This is a genomic window from Nitrospinaceae bacterium, assembly GCA_018669005.1.
Taxonomy (GTDB): Bacteria; UBA8248; UBA8248; order UBA8248; family UBA8248; genus UBA8248.
In genome coordinates this window covers 13,916-36,074 of record JABJAL010000020.1, presented here as the reverse complement: position 1 = coordinate 36,074, position 22,159 = coordinate 13,916, and the positions used below count along the sequence as shown (strand labels likewise).

17 protein-coding genes are annotated in these 22,159 nt (G+C 57.1%); 11 read left to right on the top strand and 6 right to left on the bottom strand.

Translation table 11 applies throughout. From position 1 onward, the window contains the following. Nucleotides 1-230: 230 nt before the first annotated feature. Nucleotides 231-713, top strand: a complete 483-nt coding sequence (locus HOJ95_02185) for a cyclic nucleotide-binding domain-containing protein (GenBank protein MBT6393491.1) — start codon at nt 231-233, stop codon at nt 711-713. A gap of 53 nt (nt 714-766) precedes the next feature. Here HOJ95_02185 and HOJ95_02180 read toward each other — a convergent pair whose 3' ends face one another. Together HOJ95_02180 and HOJ95_02175 are read right to left on the bottom strand one after the other, a co-directional pair. Then, a complete protein-coding gene (locus HOJ95_02180; GenBank protein ID MBT6393490.1) occupies nt 767-1,012 on the bottom strand; it encodes a hypothetical protein in 246 nt (81 codons plus the stop codon). Nucleotides 1,013-1,480: 468 nt separating this feature from the next. After that, nucleotides 1,481-2,413 carry an exopolyphosphatase gene (locus HOJ95_02175; protein MBT6393489.1) on the bottom strand — a complete coding sequence of 311 codons (933 nt, stop codon included), beginning with the start codon at nt 2,411-2,413 and terminating at the stop codon, nt 1,481-1,483. 183 nt (nt 2,414-2,596) lie between these two features. Here HOJ95_02175 and HOJ95_02170 point away from each other — a divergent pair, with 183 nt between their 5' ends. Together HOJ95_02170 and HOJ95_02165 are read left to right on the top strand one after the other, a co-directional pair. Further along, a complete protein-coding gene (locus HOJ95_02170; protein MBT6393488.1) occupies nt 2,597-3,517 on the top strand; it encodes an ABC transporter substrate-binding protein in 921 nt (306 codons plus the stop codon). 38 nt (nt 3,518-3,555) lie between these two features. Next, nucleotides 3,556-3,960, top strand: a complete 405-nt coding sequence (locus tag HOJ95_02165; protein MBT6393487.1) for a carboxymuconolactone decarboxylase family protein — start codon at nt 3,556-3,558, stop codon at nt 3,958-3,960. A gap of 7 nt (nt 3,961-3,967) precedes the next feature. Here the strand turns inward: HOJ95_02165 and HOJ95_02160 are convergent, their stop codons facing one another. After that, nucleotides 3,968-4,297: a cupin domain-containing protein gene (locus tag HOJ95_02160; protein MBT6393486.1), complete on the bottom strand. Its 330-nt coding sequence runs from the start codon at nt 4,295-4,297 to the stop codon at nt 3,968-3,970. A 227-nt stretch (nt 4,298-4,524) separates the two neighbouring features. Between HOJ95_02160 and HOJ95_02155 the strand changes: the two genes are divergently transcribed. From HOJ95_02155 to HOJ95_02135, 5 genes are all read left to right on the top strand, one after another. Beyond that, nucleotides 4,525-5,073, top strand: coding sequence for a carboxymuconolactone decarboxylase family protein (locus tag HOJ95_02155; protein MBT6393485.1), 549 nt, complete (start codon nt 4,525-4,527; stop codon nt 5,071-5,073). A 30-nt stretch (nt 5,074-5,103) separates the two neighbouring features. Further along, nucleotides 5,104-5,886, top strand: coding sequence for a glucose 1-dehydrogenase (locus HOJ95_02150; GenBank protein ID MBT6393484.1), 783 nt, complete (start codon nt 5,104-5,106; stop codon nt 5,884-5,886). Between the two features lie 44 nt (nt 5,887-5,930). Next, nucleotides 5,931-9,791: a hypothetical protein gene (locus HOJ95_02145; GenBank protein ID MBT6393483.1), complete on the top strand. Its 3,861-nt coding sequence runs from the start codon at nt 5,931-5,933 to the stop codon at nt 9,789-9,791. Next, the gene (locus HOJ95_02140) at nt 9,769-10,506 is read left to right on the top strand and encodes a DUF2971 domain-containing protein (GenBank protein MBT6393482.1); all 738 of its coding nucleotides are present in this window, start codon (nt 9,769-9,771) and stop codon (nt 10,504-10,506) included. The genes HOJ95_02145 and HOJ95_02140 overlap by 23 nt, the downstream gene beginning before the upstream one ends. A gap of 137 nt (nt 10,507-10,643) precedes the next feature. Continuing rightward, nucleotides 10,644-11,726, top strand: coding sequence for an LLM class flavin-dependent oxidoreductase (locus tag HOJ95_02135; GenBank protein ID MBT6393481.1), 1,083 nt, complete (start codon nt 10,644-10,646; stop codon nt 11,724-11,726). Between the two features lie 40 nt (nt 11,727-11,766). Here the strand turns inward: HOJ95_02135 and HOJ95_02130 are convergent, their stop codons facing one another. From HOJ95_02130 to HOJ95_02120, 3 genes are all read right to left on the bottom strand, one after another. Beyond that, complete coding sequence (locus HOJ95_02130) at nt 11,767-13,104, bottom strand: aminotransferase class III-fold pyridoxal phosphate-dependent enzyme (protein ID MBT6393480.1); 1,338 nt, start codon at nt 13,102-13,104, stop codon at nt 11,767-11,769. A gap of 27 nt (nt 13,105-13,131) precedes the next feature. Further along, a complete protein-coding gene (locus HOJ95_02125; protein ID MBT6393479.1) occupies nt 13,132-14,622 on the bottom strand; it encodes a tetratricopeptide repeat protein in 1,491 nt (496 codons plus the stop codon). Between the two features lie 172 nt (nt 14,623-14,794). Continuing rightward, nucleotides 14,795-19,063, bottom strand: a complete 4,269-nt coding sequence (locus HOJ95_02120; GenBank protein ID MBT6393478.1) for a FecR domain-containing protein — start codon at nt 19,061-19,063, stop codon at nt 14,795-14,797. A gap of 414 nt (nt 19,064-19,477) precedes the next feature. On the opposite strand from HOJ95_02120, the gene HOJ95_02115 reads away from it, so the two are divergent. The 3 genes from HOJ95_02115 (at nt 19,478) to HOJ95_02105 (ending at nt 22,155) form a co-directional block, all read left to right on the top strand. Further along, nucleotides 19,478-19,867: a TOBE domain-containing protein gene (locus tag HOJ95_02115; GenBank protein ID MBT6393477.1), complete on the top strand. Its 390-nt coding sequence runs from the start codon at nt 19,478-19,480 to the stop codon at nt 19,865-19,867. Nucleotides 19,868-19,878: 11 nt separating this feature from the next. Then, nucleotides 19,879-20,841, top strand: a complete 963-nt coding sequence (locus HOJ95_02110) for a D-2-hydroxyacid dehydrogenase family protein (protein ID MBT6393476.1) — start codon at nt 19,879-19,881, stop codon at nt 20,839-20,841. A 66-nt stretch (nt 20,842-20,907) separates the two neighbouring features. After that, complete coding sequence (locus HOJ95_02105; protein MBT6393475.1) at nt 20,908-22,155, top strand: threonine synthase; 1,248 nt, start codon at nt 20,908-20,910, stop codon at nt 22,153-22,155. Nucleotides 22,156-22,159: the final 4 nt, after the last annotated feature.

The window sequence follows — 22,159 nt, the reverse complement described above, 5'->3', positions numbered from 1 at the left end:
CGTGGTGTATGGCTTTGGGGTTGAGCGGGAGCTTGTTTTTCTCTCCCCTCAGAATAAAGATGTAAAGCGTTAAAAGTAGATGTATGACTATAATAAAGAATTAATGTTAGAATACGGCCAGTTATTTGGATGAAGTCGAGCTTTTTATTCCTTTTGGTGTTGTTGCGTGGCAGCGGCATATAGGGTGCCGACCTTGTGACTAACACCCTGAACGAGGGGAGTAATCGCCAATGTCTGATGAAATTGATGGAAGTGGTGTTCCGATCCAAGACCATCCTCACTATATCGCCAATCTAAAGGGAAATTACGGTTTTTTTGCCGATATGCAGGATGATGAAATTTATCAATTTCTTCGTTTATGCCATCGGCAAGAATTTGACGAGGGGGCCACGATTTTCAATGAGGGAGATGACGCTGAAGATTTTTTTCTTATTCTCTCGGGCGAAATCGTTATCACGGCCGGAGGGCAGGAATTCTCACGTTTGCGAACGGGGCAAATATTCGGTGAGATGGGCATTCTCGAACATGAAGGACGAAATGCCTCTGCCAGTGTTTCGGAAAAGGCCGAAGTGTTTTCCGTGTCTCGGGAAATTTTAGAAACCAAAGTGCCCGCTCTTGGATTTAAGATAGCCTGCAATATCGCACTGCAGCTCTCCAGTAAGCTTAGGCAAGCAGACGAGCAACTAAAAAATCCCCCCGCCGCTGGTGGGTAGCCGGAAGGGGGAGTTCGTCTTGCGTAATTATCCTTGGATTTGAATTCTCTTTTTTATTTATTCGATTTCGTAGGTGGCACCCACATTCCCTTTTTGATGGTTTCGTTCATCTTGTCTTCATGTGTGGGGAGGGAGGTGCCGCTCGATAGGCGCTGAGAGGCCTCTTTGTCCATGAGGTCAAATATTCTCCGTTCCCTATCCTGCATCAAACGGCTCCATTCACGGAGTTCTTTGTTCGGGGTGGTTTCAGTGGTCGATCCGATCATTTCACGGAACAATTCTCTTCTATAGTTCATCATCTCGCGGCTCTTTCCGGGCGCGGAAAAAGGGTACGCAAAGGTGCGATCAGCAATTTTTATATTGGGCGGATTTATTGTTTAAGTAATCCTGATACAAAATGAGGTGGAAATCAAGACATAAAATACTTTAACCCAATGCCTGAAAACATCATTTGTTTTAGGGGGTAAGTGATATTTGGTGCCAAATATTGGGGAAATTACTACTTCATTACATGTCCATGACAAGATCTAGACATATTGAAAAGGGGTGTTTGTTAGGATTCTTGTCAGTGGTCAACGCTCACCTAGGACCCTGCCAAGTAGTTCTCAAGATTTTTTCTCAAATCCTCCCTTACAACCTTCCTGGCCACCGAGTGGGGCGCCGAGCCCCGCTCTTTTTTTTTATGGAATCTGAGCTGGGAATTGAAATTTCATGTTGATGAAAAGTGTGTTTCAAGGGAAATGAAATGTGGTGTTTTGGGTTTGATTTCAGCTAGTTGAGGATATTTCCCGGATAATTTCTTCCAGGATTTCATCTGCCCTCTCGTTGGGGACCTGGCAGGTCCCGGCCGCCTCATGGCCGCCGCCGCCCCGCTCAAACATTCGCACCCCGATATTATATGGGGAGCTCCTATCAAAAATGGATTTTCCAACAGCAAATACTGTGTTCTTTTTCCCCTGGCCCCAAATGACATGAATCGAAATGTTGCTCTCGGGAAACAGGACATAGGGCCAAAAGCGGTTTCCCGCAAAGATTACATCCTGCTCCCGAAGATCGATTACAAGCGTTTTTTCGTTGTGGCGTGCACAGGACTCAAGTTGCTCCTTGAATTTCTCCTCAAGAACGAAGTAGCGATCCGAGCGCTCGGTTACGTCAAAATGATTCATCACCTGCTCGATAGGTTGTTTGCGGCAATTGTCTGTCAGATTTAGCATTAGCGCCTGGTCGGTTTTCTCAAAATTCCTGAATCGCCCAAGTCCGGTTCTGGGGTCGAGCAAGAAATGAAGAAGTATCCAGCCGCGCGGACGCAGTATTTCTTCACGCGTAAAAAGACCCGAGTCCGTCTTGTTGACGGCCGCGAGCATCTCTTGCACATAGCCCGGAAACACGGACTCTGCCCCAAAGTGGTCGTACACCACCTGGGCGGCTGATGGCGCATTTGGGTCGAATATGTAGTTTCCCTTCGATGGTACGCGATTTGCCTCGCTTAGATGGTGATCAAAAACGAGGTAGGCGCCTTCTGTATAAGGAAGGTTCGTGATGATGTCGCGGTCGCTGACATTCACCTTGCCATCTTGCATGTCCTTGGGATGGGCGAATTCAATTTCATCGATCATTCCGAGTTCTTTAAGAAGAACCGCACCTACCAGGCCGTCAAAGTCATGGCGGGTGATCAGGCGAAATTTCCTCTGGTAGCTCATATTACGATCCTCTGGCATTTCAGAATACAATCCGCTGGAGGGTGGTAGGATGTCAATGCCCAGGTATGTACTTTATCCCCTGCTGGAATTGCGCCCCCACAGGGGTTGCGCCCCCATAGGGGTTGCGGTCAGACGTATGGCCAATTAGTTTGATGTTTCAAACCTTTTGAAGGGAGAAAATAGGTGGCCATCGGTCTGATTGAAAATTTCCGGGCCGTGTTTTATGCGCCTTTCTATGCGGCATTTTCCCTTGGGGCCTATGAGGCCGAGGGCGTCGAGGTGGCGCACAAAAAATCCTCCGGGCCTGCCCAGACATCGAAGGCCGTTCTTTCTGGAGACGGGGATGTCTTCTGGGGCGGTCCCATGCGCGTGCTCGTGGCAGGAGATTCGAATCCTGATTGCGGTCTTGTCTCGTTTTGCGAGGTCGTGGCGCGGGACCCGTTTTTTCTCGTTGGTCGCGGGGCGGTGCCGGAGGGAGGGTTTTCCGGATATGCCGGAAAGAGGATTGCCACCGTGAGCGAGGTGCCAACGCCATGGATGTGTTTTCAGCATGATCTTCTCCAAGCGGGAGTGGAGCCGGGGGCTCTTGAGCGTATAGCCGATCGTTCAATGACGGAGAACGCCGAGGCCCTCCGCGCAGGTGAAATTGATGCGGTCCAGGTGTTTCAGCCTTTTGCCGAGGAGTTGCTTGTAGAAGGGAATTTCCAGATATGGTTTGCAGCGGCCTCTCGCGGGCTGACGACATACACCGCCTTTAATACAACAAAAGAATTCTTGGAGCGTGAGCCGGATGCGCTTTTGAAAATGACCCGGGCCATGTACCGCACCCAAAAATGGATTGACAACAACAGCGCCGAGGCATTTGCCGGGTGCATTGCTTCCTACTTTCCCGAAATGTCTCATGATCTTCTGTCCCGGGCTATTGCTCGCTATAAGTCACTTGGTATATGGAACAAAACACCTATGCTGGAGCGCGAGGGCTACGAGCGGCTCCGGGCATCGTGCATTTCGGGCGCTCTGATCCGGGAGGGGATCCCATATGATGCGGGCGTCGATATGAAATTCGCCGAATTGGTTATTGATGAAGATCCGGACACGCTCTAGGGTTGGATTTATTTATGAATCATTCATGAGGAGAGAGTATGAACACTGAGAGCGCTAAATCACTCGCCGATAGAATCGCCGCAAAACGCGGCAGGCGCTATCCGGCCCACGAGTTTATTGCAGAAAAATTTCCAGACTACATGGAGGCGCTTCTCAATCTGGACGAAGTTATCCGCGAAAAAGACCGTCTCTTTGATGAGAGGATGCACGAGCTGTTTCACATTCTCGCTCTCGCCGTGGCGGGCTCGAACCCCCATAACCAGCCCCACCTCCGCCAACACCTTAAAAAGGGTTTGCAACTCGGGCTTAAGCCCGAGGAGATTGGCGAGGCGCTGATGGTGTGCGTGAATCCTTGCGGGGCCAAGGTGCTGACCTACGGCGTCACCTGCATGCTAGAGGCGATGGAGGAGCTAAAAGCCGAAGGCTGGGAGGCGCCCGAGTAAACTTGAGCTACGCCGTTGCGTTAATGACAGCTTCTCGCGGGGGCGTATAAATTCCAATATAGGTTATCGGCGTCAGCGCCTCGACACCGTGGAGGACCCCCTTGGGGATATGAACCACGCCGGGCGCCTCAATCTCGCGGGTCTCGCCTTCGACGGTAAAGCGGGCTTTTCCTTTCTGTAAATAGACAAGCTGCTCGTTGTCGTGGGTATGTTCTTGTGTAGTGCCCGCCTCCCGCTCGATATAGACGAGCATGACATCTTTACCAACGACCAATTGGCGCTTTCGCCCCGGCATGTCTTGCTCATCAATTTGGTTTAAATCGTAGAAATATTGCATGGTGATCTCCTTGGGCTGAAAATTAGTAAAACTTGATTTGCAAGGCTCAAATGTAGCCTATTTGAATTTGATTTGCAGACTTTCCCTCCAAGGGTTGCGCCCGCCTCGCCTTCCCATTTACCTTGTAGGTATTCAACGATTCATCCTTCGACGGCCCGCTATGAGACGGGCAGGGACGCCTTGTAGGCCGGTTCCGTGGAGAAGGGTCACATCCATCAGGAGATGAAATGTCACGTTTACCAGTTATGTCAGTTGATGAATACAGCGACAAGCAACGGAAAATTCACGACCGGATCACTTCGGGCAAGCGCGGCGGATTTCGGGGGCCTTTTCATATGTGGGTCCACAGCGCGGGTTATCTCGATGTTCTCGAAAAGGTGGGGGGGTTCCTGCGCTACGATAGCGCCTTGTCCCCGCGCCTTAGCGAAATGGCGATATTGATCACAGCGCGTTTCTGGAAGGCGCAATACGAGTGGTTCGCTCATGAGCCTCATGCCCTGAAGGGCGGCCTTGACCCCGAGATTATCAAAGCGATCTCCGAGAGTCGGCGACCCGAGAACATGCAGCCCGATGAGGAGGCGCTCTATGATTTTTGCACCGCGCTGCATGAGACTCACGAAGTGAGTGACGCCGTTTTTCAAAAGGCCCTCGATCAGTTCGGTCAAAATGGTGTGATCGACGTAATCGGACTCATCGGTCACTACACAGGCGTGTCGATGACGCTGAACGCCTGCCAGGTGGAAATTCCCGATGGAAAAGAAAATCCCCTGAAATAATTTCTTGTGCATCGGAAAGGGTGAAAGACAATGGCTGGAATGAAAGGGTTTGACTTGAGTGGTTCTGCCGCGTTTGTCACAGGCGCGAGTCGTGGTCTCGGGCGCGCCGTTTCATTAGCGCTTGCAGAGGCCGGGGCCGATGTTGCCTTGGGCGCAACCAGAGCCGATCTTCTTGAGGAAGTGGCCGGGGAAATCCGGGCTTTGGGCCGTCGCGCTTTTGTTTGTCCGCTCGATGTGGCGGATCCTGTCTCGGCGAGGGAATCGGTCGAAAAAGTGGCGGGAGAGATGGGTCGCCTTGATGTGCTCGTTAACGCGGCGGGAATCTGTCCCCGGGTAGGCCTTCTTGATACCTCGGATGATGAACTTGAGAGCACATTTGCCGTAAATGTTTACGGCACCTTTCGCCTTTGCACTTCTGCGGTTCCCCATATGCAAAAGCCGGAGGTTCAAAAATCAGGCGGCGGGCGCATCGTGAATTTCGGCTCCGTTGCCGGTCTCCGCGCCCGGCCCGGCCTGCCCGTTTATGCGGCAAGCAAGGCCGCTGTCCATAACCTCACTCAGGCCATGGCGGTGGATTGGGCACCACTCGGTATTAGGGTAAATACAATTGTCCCTGGCCAGTTTGACACTGACATGGGAGAGCCCTTGATGAGCAATCCCGAGGCGCTTGCCGCTTATGTGAAAAAAATGCCGATGGGCCGTGTTGGCCAGCCCGAGGAGATGCCTCCGCTAGTGATCTATCTTTGCTCGCCAGCTTCTTCCTATGTGACGGGCGGCCTTTTCGTCATGGATGGTGGACTTACTCTCCAGTAGTCAGTCACCTACCTTGCAGTCGATATTTTTTGAAAGGGAAAAACATGGGGCCTACCTACCGCATCGGTGTCGATGTTGGTGGCACGTTTACCGATCTTGTCATCGCCGATGACGGCGGGCGAATTATATGCCTGGCCAAGGCGGCCTCGCGCCCGTTTAGCCCCGAGGAAGGTGTTGTCGAGGCTCTGGGGCGCGCTGCCGCCATGTTGAATATCGACACGAAAACACTTCTTAGTGCCTGTGGGTGTTTCGTCCACGGCACGACGGTTGCGACGAATGCCCTGCTCACCGGAAAGGGAGCTAGAGCCGGACTACTCACGACAGAGGGTTTCCGTGACGCACTGACCATCCGTAGGGGTTTGCGTGAAAATGTTTGGGACCATCGGGCACCCAATCCGCCCTTGCTGGTTCCGCGTCATCTCAGCCTTCCGGTGGTTGGGAGAATCGGCCGGGGAGGGGAGGAGACAGCTCCGCTCGATGAGGCCAGTGTCGATCTGGCGGCGGAGATTTTTGTGCGTGAAAAAGTCGAGGCCATAGCCGTTTGTCTGTTCAACGCCTATCTAAACCCATCCCATGAAGAGCGTGCTGGCGAAATTCTTGCCAAAGCGCTTCCGGACGCCTACATCACCCTGTCATCGCACACAGCGCCAATCATGGGTGAGTACGAGCGCACCTCGACGGCGGCGGTCAGCGCCTTTCTTGGCCCGCGCATTTCTGGTTATCTCCAGGAACTAGAAAATGCGCTTCGGAATATGGGCTATGAGGGGCCCCTCATGCTCCTTCAGAGCAACGGTGGGATGGCGACCGTGGCCCACTGCCGCCGTCATCCGGCCTCCCTTGTTCTCTCCGGGCCTGCAGCGGGCGCGGCGGCGGGGCGAATTTATGCCGAGGCGGGCGGGGTCAAAAGCGCCGTTTTCTTCGACATGGGCGGTACCAGTTGTGATGTTACCCTCCTGCGCGATGGAAAGCCGGGGATGGTGGATCAGTCCGCCGTCGGCGGCTATCACGTGGCGCTTCCCTCTGTTGAGGTACACACCATCGGCACCGGGGGCGGCGCCATCGTCTGGGCGGATCCGGGCGGAGGGCTCCGTGTGGGGCCCGATAGCGCGGGAGCCGAGCCGGGTCCTGCGAGCTATGGAAAAGGTGGTGAGCGGCCCACCATCACGGATGCCCATCTCATTCTGGGTCGGTTGGACCCGCGCGGGCTGCTGGATGGCGAGATGCCGTTGAGCGCGGAGAAAGCCGAGTCAGCCTTCGCAAGGGTGGCCGAGGCGCTGGGGATGAGCGTCCCCGAGGCGGCGGCGGGCGCGGTTCGACTGGCGAGCCGCCAGATGGCGGGCGCAGTCGAGACAATATGTGCGCGGCACGGGGCCGACCCCCGGCAGATGGCCCTCGTCGCGGGCGGCGGGGCAGGAGGGCTCTCGGCGGCGGCGGTGGCGCGCCACTGCCACATGTCGCACATCATCGTTCCGCGCGAGGCGGCAGGGGTGTGTGCCGTCGGGATGGCGGGGAGCCCGATTCGATATAACCGATTGAAAAGCCGAACGTTGCGGCTAGATGAGACCCCCGCCTCGGTCCTTGAGGGCGAAATCAATACCCTCAGGGAAGAGCTCGCACGCGATATTGAGAGCGCCGGAAGCGCCCCAGGGGATTTCACCCTCACCTCGGCCCTGGACATGCGCTACCCCGGCCAGGCCTGGCACCTTTCTGTTGAGGTCGAGTGCACATTAAACGATGGTGCAGCCACTAGCATTGCCGAGCGCTTTCACGAGACCCACAAATCAACCTACGGCCACCATCGCCCCGGCGAGCCCGTCGAGATTACCGGCTTCAGGGTCCGTGCCGAGGCCGAACAACCACCCCTTGTTTTTGACACAGCGCCCGGTGCCGACGTCGTGGCGCAGCCTCAATCTCATCGCCGCGCTTATTTCGAGGCAACCGGTAGCTGGGAGGAGGCCGCCGTCTGGCGCGGAAGTGATTTAATCGCCGCCTCCGTTGTCGAGGGCCCGGCCATCGTCGAGGAGCCGACCACCACGATTCTCATCGAGCCCGGCGATACCCTTCGCCTGGGCGGCGGTGGCGCATTCATTATCGAAGTCGCCCCGGTTGGGGCCGCCCCGGCTAAAGCCGTCGAAGTTGAGTCCCCAAAAAATGTGAAAACCGGGGCCACAGACCCCATCAGCCTTGCCATCTTGCAGCAGCGCCTCGACGTCATTGCCCGCGAGATGGGCATCATCATGCAGCGCACGGCCCGCTCGACCATCTTTAGCCAGGCACACGATTTCTCATGTTTTATTTGCGACCCCGAGGGCCACCTTGTTTCCCAGGCCGACGGCCTGCCCATCCACACCGGCAGCGGCGGTTTTGCCGTACGGGGGGTGTTAAAAGATTTTGCAGGCGACATTAATCCCGGCGATTTATTTCTCTTAAACGATCCCTACATGGGGGGCGGCAACCACCTGCCCGACTGGACCGTCATCGCCCCGGTGTTCGTGGGAGGCGATCTGGCCGGATTTGTCTCGAATCGAGCGCACCAGGTCGATGTGGGCGGCGGCGTCATCGGGACCTATAATTCTGATGCCACAGAAATTTTCCACGAAGGATTCAGGATCACCCCGGTAAAAATCCACGAGAGGGGCGAGGCGCGCGCCGATCTTATCCGTCTTATCCTCGCCAACACCCGCGCCCCCGAGGTGATTGCCCACGATTTTGCCGCCATGGTGGGGAGCACCCACATTGGCTCAAAACGCCTTGCCGAGATTGGCGCGGAAATGGGGCAGGCCGCGCTTGTTGCCGGGCTCTCGGGGCTTTTGGATTACTCCGAGGCCCTGATGCGCGCCGAGCTTGAGGTGATACCCGACGGTGTTTACACCGCCACCGAGTACATGAATACCGATTGTTTTGAGCCCGCCGAGATTCCCGTAAAACTCACGCTCACGAAAAAAGGCACCGACATCACCGCAGATTTCACGGGCTCGGCTCCCCAGATGAAGGGCTACAAGAACAGCCCCATCGCCAACACCTGCTCGGCCCTTTATGTTGGCCTCTCCTCGATGATGGACCCGCTCATTCCCCACAACGAGGGCACCTACCGGCCCATCAAAATCATTGCGCCCGCAGGCACCGTCGTGAACGCCTCGTTTCCGGCCCCGGTGACGCTTTGCACCGTCTTTCCCTCGCACGAGATTGCCCAGTGCGTCTGGAAGGCGCTGGCAGATGTCGCGCCGGGCCGCGTGTCTGCGGCCTGGGCCAAAACCGCCTACCCGGTAACGGCGGGCTTTGATGTGCGCGGCGAGTTTTTTGTTGTCTACCACTGGGGGGGCGGCCCCGGCGCGGGGGCAGTCGAGGGCCGCGACGGCTTTCCCCTCATCGGGAACATGCCCACCCTGGGGGCGCTCACCATTCCGAACTTAGAGCACTACGAGCAAGACTACCCGGTGCGCTTTATCAGGCAAGAGCTTCGCATGGACGGGGGCGGCCCCGGCCGCTGGCGCGGGGGCACGGGCGTTTACTATGAGGCCGAAATCGATGCCCCTGTTTCGTGCTCAACGAGGGGGGAATCTTGCCGAACGGTCACGACTTTTGGTCTTCATGGCGGCGGCCCCGGCGCCATCGCGCGCGTTATGTTCGGTGAAAACGGCAAACTTTCCGACCTTCCCCAGTACGCCAACGTCGATCTTCCCCCCGGCAGGCTCCTTATTGAGGGGCCGGGTGGCGGCGGGTTTGGCGAGCCATTTGATCGCCCCTTTGAGACCGTTGCTGCCGATGTGAAAGACGGAGTTGTTTCGGTTAAAAGCGCGCGGGAGGATTATGGCGTGGTTGTTGACCCCGAGACGTTTGAAGTTGATGAGAAGGCAACGGGGAAGGTGAGGGGGGGGCAAGATGAGTATTTCAACTCTTTATAAATACAAGTCATTGAGCACAACGGAAGAGTTGAAACACGCCAGAAGTCTGATCTGTGATAGTGAAATATATTTTTCCTCGCCACTGGATTTTAACGATCCATTTGATTGTCGGCCTGGATTTAGAATTGGAGAAACAGAAGAAGACAAAGAAAAATTTGTTGGAGAATTAATAGAAATTACCCCCGAACACATGGCAATGATAGATAAGACAAAATTAGAGACGACAATTAGAAATAATTTTTTAAAAGAATGTGAAAATATGGGAGTAGGTCTATGTTGTTTCAGTGAAATTAATGATGAAATTTTAATGTATTCGCATTACTCAAGTTCACACCAAGGATTCTGTTTGGAGTTCGAGGTGCCAAATGAAACTTCTTTTTTTGGAAGTGCCCGAAAGGTTAACTATTCAAATGAATATCCAATAGTCGATCCTCTCTCTCATTCTCCCGAGAAAGATTTGGAAAATATGTTCTTATCTAAATCAAGGAAATGGGAATATGAAAAAGAACGAAGAATTTTTGCGTTTAATTTAGCAAGCACTACTCGGAAATTTCCAGAAGAACTTTTGAAAGGTATAATTTTTGGTTGTCGGATGGAAGAGGATTACAAGATTCTTTTTCGTGAATGGGAGAAGAAAAGAAGTTCGCCACTCCAATTTTACGAGGCGCGAATCAAGGAAAAAGAATACGGGCTCGATATCGATCCGGTTGATTGATGGAGATGGGTGTTCTCGTTTTTCCCTCACCCTAACCCTCTCCCGGGGGGAGAGGGAACATCGGTTCTTCCCATCCCCCCCGCCATGCTATCCTTTCCCCATACAATCATCCGATTCATAAACGCGGAGGCTTATTAATGCCGACCGAATACGCCTGGTTCCTGCCAACGGGGCAGTACGGGGACGGCCACAAGATTAACGCCAAGGTGGCCGAGCGCCCGCCGACGGTGGAATATCTGAGCGAGGTGGCAAGAGCCGCCGAGGGGGCGGGGTTCGTGAACCTGCTCGTGCCCACGGGGACGCATTGCATGGACGGCTGGGTGATGTCGGCGGCCATTGCGGAGCGAACGGACAAGATTAAATTCTGCGTGGCGTTCCGGCCCGGATTAATGAGCCCGGTGTTGACGGCCCAGCAGGCGGCAACGTTCGACATCATAACGGGGGGCCGCCTCACGGTGAATGTGGTGACGGGCTCAACGGCGGTGGACCAAAAGCGCTATGGCGATTATTTGAACCACGATGAGCGTTATGCGCGAACCGATGAGTTTCTCGATATCGTGAAATCTGTCTGGCGCGGGGAGGGCCCGGTTGATCACAAAGGAGATTTGTACGAGGTCGAGGGGGCTGTGATCTACGCAAAACCCGTCAACAAGCCCTATCCGCCGATTTACCTTGGCGCAAGCTCGGATGCCGGGCGGCGCTGCGGGGCGCGGCATGCCGATGTGCACATGATGTGGACGGGCGAGGTCGAGGAGGCCGCGCAGGATGCAGAGGATATGAAAAAACGCGCCGCCGAGTTTGGAAGAGCGGACGAGATAACACTTGGCTTAAGGATGCACATCGTCTGCCGCGAGACAAAGGCCGAGGCCCGCCGGGCGGCCGAGGCGATGATTGAGGGGACGGATATCTCGAACATTCAGGTGTGGTCCGACATGCGCAACAAGACCGAGAGCGAGGGCCAGCGGCGCATGAACGCGCTGGGCGCAAGGGACTCTCTCTGGGTGACGGATACGCTCTGGATGGGGGTCAACGCGGTCAGGGCCGGGGCCGGGGCAACCCTGGTGGGCACCCCCGACATGGTGGCGGGCGCTTTGCGCGAATACGTAGAGGCCGGGTGCGGGACGTTTATCCTCTCGGGCTGGCCGCATTTGGAGGAGGCCGAAATTTTTGGCCGCGAGGTAATGCCCCTCTTGAAAGACACCGAGCCTGTGGTGTTGTAATCGTCGCTTTTCCTTGCTGTAATTTATTTTCTGAAAAAAACTATAGCCGCTCGACCGTGCCGCTTTCTGCCAGTGCGCTGGCAGCTTCATCAAACACGTCTATCGTTTTGTCGATGTCGGCCTCGGTGTGCGCTGCCGAGGTGACGCCCCCGGTGTAGCTCATCAGATCAACGCCGCGAACGCGGAGGGCGCGCTGGAGGGCCGCGACCGTTTTGGGCGGGATGCTTTTTAGCTCGGCGGCGCCGAGGCCATCGATGGTGCCGGGGCGCTTCACGGGGCCGAGATAGATGTGGCAGGTGGACGAGGGTCCGTAGGCGGCGCCTGCGATTTCACGGCGCAGTAGGACGCGGTTCATTCCCTCGCGGAGGCGGGCCGCCATGGCGTCGGCATGGCGCTGGGGCTCGCCGGTTTTGAATATGCCGAGCGCGGCGATGCCTGCGGCGGCCGATAGCGGATTGGCGTTGAAGGTGCCCCGGTGGAAGACGCCAGCGCGCTTGCCCTTGAACTCAACGGCTGGGTCGAGGAGGCGCATGACCTCGGGGCTCCCGGCGACGGCGCCGCCGGGCAGGCCGCCCGTCAGGTTCTTGGCCAGGGTGGTGATGTCGGGGGTTACGCCGGATAAAGCCTGCATCCCGCCCGGGCTCCAGCGAAAGCCGGTGATGACTTCATCGAAAATGAGCAGCGCGCCGCTCTTATCGGCGAGCTGCCTCAGGTCTTCGAGGAAATTATCGGGGATAGGCACCGTTCCCCACGAGGCGCCAGAGGGCTCTAGCACGATAGCGGCGATGTCCGGGTTGGCATCGATGGCGGCAGCTGCGCTTGCCGCGTCGGCCTGGCAGAGGACCGAGGCGGCGTCCACGGCGGGGAGGATGCCGTGGCTGTGGGGCTCACCAAAGGGCAGCTTGATGCCGACCGAGGTGTCATCGCCCCAGCCGTGGAAGTGGCCCTCGAAGCGGAGGATTTTCTCGCGGCCGGTGGCGGCGCGGGCGAGGCGAAAGGCCAGGGTGTTGGCCTCGGTGCCCGAGCCCGTGAAGCGTATCTGTCTTGCCGAGGGGTAGAGTTCACTGATGAGCGTGGCCCATTCGACCTCAAGGGCGGTCAAGCCCGAATAGAGGGTGCCCCGCGGGGCCTGGCGCACGATGGCGCTGGTGATGGCCGGGTGGGCGTGGCCGAGAAGCAGGGCGGCGCTGCCCATCGAATAGTCGATGTACTCGTTGTCGTCTGCGTCCCATTTGCGAGAGCCCTGGGCGCGCTCGATAAAGAGGGGAAACGGGTCGGCGGCGCGGAGCTCGCCATTGAGGCCACCGGGGAGCCTGGTGCCTGCTTTGGCGAAAAGCTCTTTTGAGCCCGCATGAGTACTCTCAAAATTATCGCTCACTACAGTTATCTCCAATGGGTAGGGCGTTTAGCGTTTTGTTTTTTTCTTTTTGTTCTTCTTGATATTACTCCGGATAATTTTGGCTCTTTCCGAAAATCGTTTTCCGTCCCTCTCGTTGGTTTTGTAGAGAAGGGCTAAGGATTCGAGAGTTAGAGCGATGGCCGGGTGGTTCTTGCTGAATTTTTTCTGCCGGATACGCAGCGCTCGTTTTAGTAAATCTGCCGCCTCGCGGAATTTGCCGGGGTCAACCTGAAAAATGTAGCTGGTTGCCAGTTGATGAAGACTCTTGGCCACCTCGGGATGATCTGAGCCATATATCTTCTCGCGAATTTCAAGGGCACGCTGATGATGTGCCACGGATTTTTCGAATTCGCCCTTGCGCAGGTAAAGGTTCCCTAAAAAGGCGAGGCTTGAGGCGACGCGAGGGTGCTTGGGCCCAAGTGTTTTTGTGTGAATGTCGAGTACCCGCTTCAGGATAGGTTCAGCCTTGTCATATTTTCTTTGCTTGAGGTAGAGACTGGTAAGATTATTCAGGGAAAAAAGCACTTGCGGGCTCCTGTCGCCCAGAATTTTTTCCCGCATTTTCATGGAAGCGATATAGAGAAGTTCGGCCTTCGGCAGTAAGCCTTGTATCTGATAGATATCAGCGAGATTATTCAGACCTACTGCGACATGGAGATTGTTGGGCCCCAGGTTTTTCTGAACGATAGCCAAAGAGCGCCGAAGGAGTCCCTCGGCGACTGGCAGATTTCCCTTGATTCTCAGGGAGATGGCCAGATTATTGAGAGTCTTGGAAATCACGATGTGCTCCTTGCCCAGATATTTTTCCTGTAAGGCGAGCAGGCGCTTAAGAAGAGGTTCTGCGGACAGGAATTTTCGTTGCGGAAACATCGACAATGTCAGGAACTCGAGGGTTTCGGTGATCTTGGTGTGCCCGGGGGGCAGGGTTTTGTCAAAAACCGCGAGGGCTCGCCGGTAGAGAGGCTCGGCCTGGCTGTATTTTTGTTGAAGTCGGTAGATGTCGGCTAATTTCTTGAGGCTCCGACCCACTTTGAGATGGTAGCGACCAAGCTTTTTTTCTCGGATGGCGAGGGCACGCCGGAAAAAGGCAGCCGCTTTTTTTTGTTTGCCCTGCGATTGAAGAAAGCCGCCGATGTTGTTGAGAGTGTCGGCGACTTTTGGATGCTCGGCGCCCAGCGCTTTCTCGCGAATCTTGAGTGCGCGGCTGAATAACGAGAGCGCCTCGGCATTGCGCCCTTTCATTTGCTGAACAATTGCCAAGTTACCAAGGGTCGATGCCAGGCGGGGATGTGCGGGGCCGAGTTTTTTCTCGAGAAGCTCGAGAGCGCGGCGCAGGAGGGGTATTGCGGTGTCTATGTTCTTGGCGTTTAGGTGTTTAGTTGCCTGGGCCTCGAGTTGTTTCGCCTCTGTGAGAGGCCCGGTAGCCGCAAATACGGGGGCTGTGATTAATCCCGCAGAGATTATTTGTATCGCGAGTAATTTTAGTGTTGATGTCATGCTTCTTATTCTCCCGCGGGTGGTTTTTATTAGCGTGCGCCGATCGTACCTGTCCATACTACTTAATCACCCCTTGTGATTGAAAGTGGTTTTCTCGATGGGCAAAAAAAACCGGCCCCCCCGCCCCTTGGCAACTAAGCCGGGAGGAAGGAGAGCCGAAATGCAATCAATGTTAGGGTGTAAATGCGCTTGCTTCAGCGCTTTCGGAAGTTCTTGTTGCGCCCAAAAGAGTTGATGCATCAAATGCAAGGACCGCGAAACGGTAGCTATTGCTGCTAATGAGTAAACCGCTGGGAACCTGGATGCCGGACTGTAGCTGAGTGGCGGTTGCCATGGTGGGTCCAGACACACCGTCGAAAATAAACTCGATAGCTCCGGTAGTAATGTTCTCGGCGATGATTTGGTAGTACGCCGCCGAGGCTCCGACGGCCGTGAGCTGGCTCGATGTCAGCGCGGTGCCGATGATGGTGGGTGTGGTGCCCGAACCCGAGACGGTCGGCGCCGAAGGATTCGGAAGTAGTGCCGCGACGCCCGAGAAGAGCACAGTCCTCGTAATGCTCGGGGTGGACGTGTTCGGCTCGAAGACCTCAAATTTATAGGTGCCGGTAATGCCCGTTGTCGGAATCGTTCCCAGCAGGGAACTGGTGAGATCTTTTTCGAAAAACTCCTTCCGCACGTCTTCGGACATGAGGGAGCCTAATTTAAATGTCTCCTCCGGGAAAACCAATGCCTGGAAGGTTTGGAAAATAGGGATAGGAATGTTGGAATTTGGCACCGTCACTTTGACATCTACCGTGCTAATCCCGTTGCTGTCCTTGACGAATATATAGGTGAACATCTCGGCGGTGGTGCCGTCCGGCGCCGTTGAGAGGAGAACACCCACGATCTGCCGATCGAGGGAGTCCCTGAGAATCACCGGCGGTTCTTCTGCCTCCACCGTAGTTGTCTGAACAGTGGTGGTGAGTGTGCTATCGCCTACTGACCCAGAGATGATGCTTGCAGCGATTTCCTCGGCAGTGGCGCCCTCTATGATCAAATTGATGAGGGTGGTGTCCGTCGCTAGGGAATCGAGCGGAACAAATGTCGAGCCGTCGGGAGCAGGGCCGACGAAGCCACCAGGAGGAGGTGCGATAAAGGCGCCGGGATCACCGCCTTCGCCGGGAGCGCCGCCCGGATCTCCCGGAAGGCCGGCAAAGCTAGTGCCTGGTGGTGGTGGGCCGGCGAATCCACCCGGAACCGGTCCACCAGGACCGCTGAAGGCACCGGCCGCCTGGGCCTGTGCGACGAACGCCTGTGTCTGAGTGGTTACTGAACTCGTGATAGCGGCGATGTCTATATTTACTGGCCCGCCGGGACCACCCGGCCCGCCGGGTCCTGCTTGAAATGCCTGAGCACCCGCCTGGGCGATAGATTGGGCAAACGAGGCAACGTCAAATCCACCCGGCCCGCCCGGACTACCCGGCCCGCCAGGTCCACCGGGACCGCCCGGACCGCCTCCTGCGGCTGCGGCAAATGCCGCCGCAGATGCCGCGCCCTGTGCGGCGGCTTGAACGATAGCGGCTATATTCGTTGGTCCACCTTGACCACCAGGACCTCCTGGTCCTGCCTGCATCATTGCCTGGACCATTGCGCCAGTCGCTGCTTGTGCGATGGCGGTGGTGTTGATTGTAAATGCCGTGGGAGGACCGCCCGGTCCGCCGGGTACGCCGGGGGCACCGGGTACATTGGGGGCACCGGAGGCACCGAGTTCGCCAGCCGCTCCGGTGGAGCCGCTAAACAGCCCGGCAAGGGACTGACCCTGGGCCTGCGCCTGCTGGATGGAGGCGGCACCCGATACCACGCCCGCCGATGACGCCTGAACTATTACCGAAATGTTGATTCCCGCAGCGGCGGCGGCCTGAACGGAGCCGGTCGATGTCGCTGCGGCGATTGCGTTCACGTTCGCGCCGGATGCGGCGGCGGCCTGCACGGCCCCCGTCAATGCGGCCTGAGCCACGACGCCAGCGTTAGCCGCGCCGGCCCCCTGGGTCAGGCCCTGGGACATCGCCTGGGCGATGCTGCCAACGTCCATGCCGCCCGCTTGGGCACCAGCGATGCTGCCGGCGGAGGTTCCATGCGCGACGGCGCCGATGTTGGCGCCCCCTGCCTGCGCTCCGGCCATTGCACCCTGTGCCATCGCATTCGCGATAGCACTCGCGAAGCTAGCCGCACCCGCGGGGGCACCAGGAGCGCCTGGAGCGAACTGTGAGGCGGCCTGCATCGCGCCTGACGATGCCGCCTGGGCGATCGCCCCGACGTTGGCGTTATTTAATTGTGCGGATGCCACGGCGCCTGAAGCGACGGCGGTGGCGATTACGGTTACATTTGCGCCTGCTGCCTGGGCAGCCGCGATGGCGCCGCTTGATGCGGCTTGTGACATGGCTCCGGCGTTGCCGCCCATGGCCTGTGCCGCTGCAACGACGCCCTGCGCCGTAGCGTTGGCGATGGCTGCCACGTTCGAGCCACCTGCGACGGCGGCCTGCATCGAGCCCTGGGCCGCAGCATTCGCGACGGCACTTGCGTTGGCGCCCGAGACCTCGGCGCCCTGCATCGCGCCCTGCGCGGAGGCATTGGCGATGGCGGCCAAATTCGCGCCCGAGGATTGCGCCGCCTGCATCGCGCCCTGCGCGGAAGCGTTGGCGACGGCGGCCATGTTGGCGCCGGAGGACTGTGCGCCGAGGACGGCCCCGTTGCTTGCGCCCGCGGCTGCGGCGTTGGCGTTCGCACCTACTGCTTGGGCGCCCTGAATCGAGCCTTGAGATGAGGCGTTAGCGGCGGCTGCCACGTTGGCGCCTGAGACTTGCGCGCCGGAGACCGCGCCGTTCGCGGATGCGTTGGCGATGATACCGGCGGCACCACCCGCGCCAGCGGCTTGCGCGCCTGTCATCGCACCTTGGGCAGCGGCATTAGCGACAGGACCAACGTTCACGCCTGCCGCCTGGGCGGCCTGCACGGCACCGCTCGCTGCGGCTAGCGCAGCAGACCCGGCGGCATCACCTGCCACCGATACGGCCTGAGGCGTGCCGGGATTTGTAATGGTTGTCGCGGCGGCGTCGGCCTGATTCTGCGCCGGGGTGGGCGGCGCGGGGGGCGAGGCGGTTGTCGCGCCGGGTGCGGCGCTGGAGCCGTTGCCGGGGGTGACCGTGACCCCTGGCGGCGCCTGGGCCGGGGTGGCTGCAAGCGGGGGTGTGCCAGGGGTTGGCGTCGTCGCTGGTGGCGGTCGGTCGGAAACGGTGGCGGCTCGCATGACAACGTTACCCGCGTTCGCGCCTGTGTTCGAAGTGACCCGTGATGCGCCGGTGGGGGTGACGTTCATGTAAACGTCTGTTCCCCGGAGTCCGGCAACGACGGTCGGTGTGACAATTGAGAATTTCGATTTCGGGTTGCTGTTCTTCGCCGTCTTAACGTGAATTGTTCCCGACTTCACTCGCAGCTTGATCGAGCGGTATTTGGTCTTCGGATTGTAGATCATTTCGTCGATGGTGAGCGCTGTGTCCTCACTGATGGTGAGTGTGCTGCCATCGTCGAAGAGCAGTTCGATTCGTGCGTCGAGCTCAGTTTCTCCTACATCCTTATAGAGAATCGCCTCGTTGCCCGTGATCTTGATTGATTTTTCTGAGCCGGGGTGCGTGAGGGTAGCATCGCCCTGGAATGATTTGACCTGTCCGATGTCCTCGGAGGCGATGAGTCCTTTTTTCTTGAGGAGGCGTTTTTTATCGCCGATGACCGCGCCCGGTTTGCCGCCTACCTGAAGGTATCTCAAGGTCAGGAAGTCGGCGCGTGTGAGGGGATCTGAGGCCTTGCTGCCAGCAAAGCTATTCTCTCCCTTGGCTGCAATTTCCGCCACCACAGCTTCAAAATTTGCCTTGCCCTTGGGAACGTAGGCGGCGGCGGCGTCAGAGCGCGTGTCCTTGTTGAGAAAGTTTCGTTTGATATATCTGCCCTTGGTCATAGGGCCTGAGACCTGGGCCGTTGAGCCCTTGACGGCACCCTCGGAGGCAGCCTTTGTCACGGCGGCGACATCGGCCCCCGCAGCAATGGCGGCCTTGACGGCACCCTGCACCGCATCCTGGAGGGGGACTGATGCGGCAGCGGCGGCGGCGGCTAGCGTTTTTGCCGCCTCCGGGGGTTTGATGCCTGATTTAATTAGACCAGTGGCGATTGTCTGCGCCACGTTGGAGGTAACCGGATCGCCTGAAAAAACCTCGACAGGTATGATGCCTCGTCCCTGTAGTGCTTTAAGCGCAGCTGGGGCATTGGCCGCCGACACTTTGAGCGCCTTGGCCAGCTCCATCGCTAAGTCCGCAGCATTGTTGGCCGCGTTGGCATTCGATACACCAAGCGCCAAAATGCTACATACTAAAAAACCTGTGAGTTTTCTTGTGATTCGGCGGCTATGCATTCCTCTCTATCTCAGGTGAGGCCCCACATCATGGCGAGGTATGTATTAATGGGTTATCCCAATAATGTACCCTAATGAATATATTAGAATTGAAATTAAATTCTCTATAATGTTTCGTCATTTTTACTTAAATACTTTAAATAGCTAAGTTTTCCCTTGAAACTTTAACGACTTAGAAGAGGAGTATCAAGAGATCGAAATCACAAAAAATTAAAATAATGAAAGCGGGTGAGATTTGAAATTAAGATAAAAATATATTTAATATTTTTGTTTGGTTTCTTGTTAATTATCATTATAAATTCTTTTCGAACTTTCGAGGAAAGGTATCATTTGAATCTAAGGATTTGTTAAATATCTGGGCATAGGCGGCTGTTTGTAAATGGAAGGAGATTTAATCTATGAGAAGATACCCATATGGCCAGTGAAAAACCGGAATTCAAGTGGGAGAGCATCAAGGTGGGTATGGTCGCGGGCGAGCGAGATATTACCGTCTTGCCCGAAATGGTGGCGGCCCACCTCGAGGGGGTCGAGGCCAGTCGAGATTGGTATGAGTCGGATTCCACGTTTGGCGGGCCCATTGCCCCGCCGATGATCTTCATTAATGACGTGCTTCAGATCATTGCCGGTGATGTTTCGCGCGCCTACTTCCTCGGGAGCGTGGCGGACTATCTGGTGAAAGTGCCGGGTCTTGATGAGGAGCTTCGCGTCGGGGGCGATCCCGCCAACTACTTCACGGCCGGCTCAAAGGTGCGGCTCGCCATTGAGCCCGAGTCTGTCATTTCCGTTCGCGACAGTGAGAGGTAGAACTTTATCCCATGAGAATTGTAATCCCAGACGACAATTTTAGTCTCTTCACCGGCACTGCACAGCTCGAAAGACTTAAAGGCTTGGGTGATGTGCGCCACTACGAGGACAACGCGCCGGATAGAGAAGCCTTGCTTGAGCGCCTGGGCGATGCCGAAATTATCATCACCACGCGCTATCAGACTGATTTTAAAACCACAGATCTTCTTGAGCACATGCCGGACCTCAAGATGATTGCTGTCATGGGCACCAGGCCCAGGCAGGTCAACATGAAGGTGGCCAATGCAAAAGGCGTTACCGTCTCGTGTGTCCCCGGTGCAAGTAGCGTATCTATTGCCGAGCACACGATCATGATGGTCCTCGCGCTGGCCAAGCGCCTGCCGGTTCTCATGCCCGGCATGCGGGCAGGCGAGTGGCCCCGCGCCGACGGCACCGAGATTGAGGGCAAGACGATAGGGCTCCTGGGCTTTGGCCACATTGGCACCAAGGTGAGCCGCAAGGCGGCAGGGCTGGGAATGCGGCCTATCGTCTGGTCGCGCTCAATGACCCCTGAGCGGGCCGCTGAGTGGGGAGCCGAGTCGGTGAGCTTCGATGAATGTCTTGCTGCGGATTTTGTTTCCGCCCACCTCCATGTCAACGATGGTACGCGGGGAATCATTTCGCGCGAGGCGATAGCGAAGATGAAGTCGCATGCCTATTTCATCAACACCTCGCGTGCGGCACTGGTGGACGAGGGGGCGCTGATCGAGGCGTTGCGCGAAAATAAAATTGCTGGCGCAGGCGTCGATGTATTCGAGCCCGACGAGCCGCTCCCCGTAGACTCGCCCTGGCGCTCACTCGATAACGTCGTGCTCTCGCCTCATTCGGCCTGGAACACCGATGGCACGGTGGGTCGGTTTATTTCCTTGCCGGTAGACAATATCGAGGCGTTCCTCAAAGGTGCGCCCCAGAACGTTGTTACAGAAGATGTGTAGCAGTTTTAGTAACCCCTATCCTGAAATCTTTAGTTCGAAACTTAAAACCCGAAAGAGAGAAAAAAATTGTTCAGCGCGCTAAAAGGGCATAAGAGCCTTGAGACCGGAAAACTGGTGGACGACCTGGAGCACCCCTTCACCTGCCCCGAGACGGGCGGAGCCCTTCAGGGTCTCTATGACCTCCAATGGATTGGCGCCAATGTGGATCGCGACGAGGTGGCCCGCCGCCCGAAGGGAATTTGGCGCTGGTCCGAGCTTCTGCCGGTGCGCGATCCGAAGAATGTGGTCTCGCTCCACGAGGGAGATACCCCGCTGCTCCATGCCGAGCGGTTAGGGGCCGAGCTGGGTCTCGATCGCCTATTCATTCTCGATGAATCCCGCAACCCGACAGGCTCGTTCAAGGACCGGGGCGGCTCGGTGACGATCAGTAAATGCCGTGAGGTGGGGGTGGAGCAGATTATTCTCGCCTCATCGGGCAATGCGGCGGCGTGTTTTGCCGCCTATTGTGCCAAGGGGGGGCTTGAGTACATCGGCCTCGTGCGCGACGACAGCTCGATGGTCCACTGCGTTCAGGTGGGGGCCTATGGCTCGCTCACACTCATCGCCGAGGGCGATATGAGGGACGGCGCGCGGCTGGCCGAGGAGGCCTCAAAAGAATTGGGTGCGCTTCACGCCACACTGCCCCGAAATCTCTACCGGGTTGAAGGCAAAAAAACGGCGGCGTTTGAGATTGCCGAGGCGCTCGGCTGGCAGGCCCCTGATAGGGTCATTTGCCCCACGGCGGGCGGCACGATGACCCTCGCCATGGAGCAGGGCTTTAAAGAAATCTTCGAGCTTGGCTGGATCGATCGGATGCCGCGCATCGACATCGTGCAGACCGACGGCTGCGCGCCCATCCTCCGGGCATTGGAGTCGGGCGGCAAGGTCGAGCCCTGGGGGCCGCCCACGACGAAATCCGCCGGCCTCACCAGCCCTGCGCCCGCTTGTGGCGACCGGGTGGCGGACATCGTGAGAAAGAGCGAGGGCGAGGGTGTCGAGGTGACCGACGAGATGAACCTCCAGGCCGAGTTCATGATTGGCGCAAAGGAAGGTCTTTTCCTCCAGCCTGCGTCTGCCGCAGGTGTGGCGAGTCTTTTTTCAGGCGCGCGAAAAACCAAGGTCGAGCGCGATGAAACCGTAGTCTGCATCGGCACCGGCACCGGTAAGAACGCCCCCGAGGTGACGGGCGAGGCGCTTGGTGAACTTGGGCGCATCCCCGCGAATGTTGATGCCTTCATGGAAGCGCGCAACAGCTGGATGGCCGGGAAGAAGTAGGGTT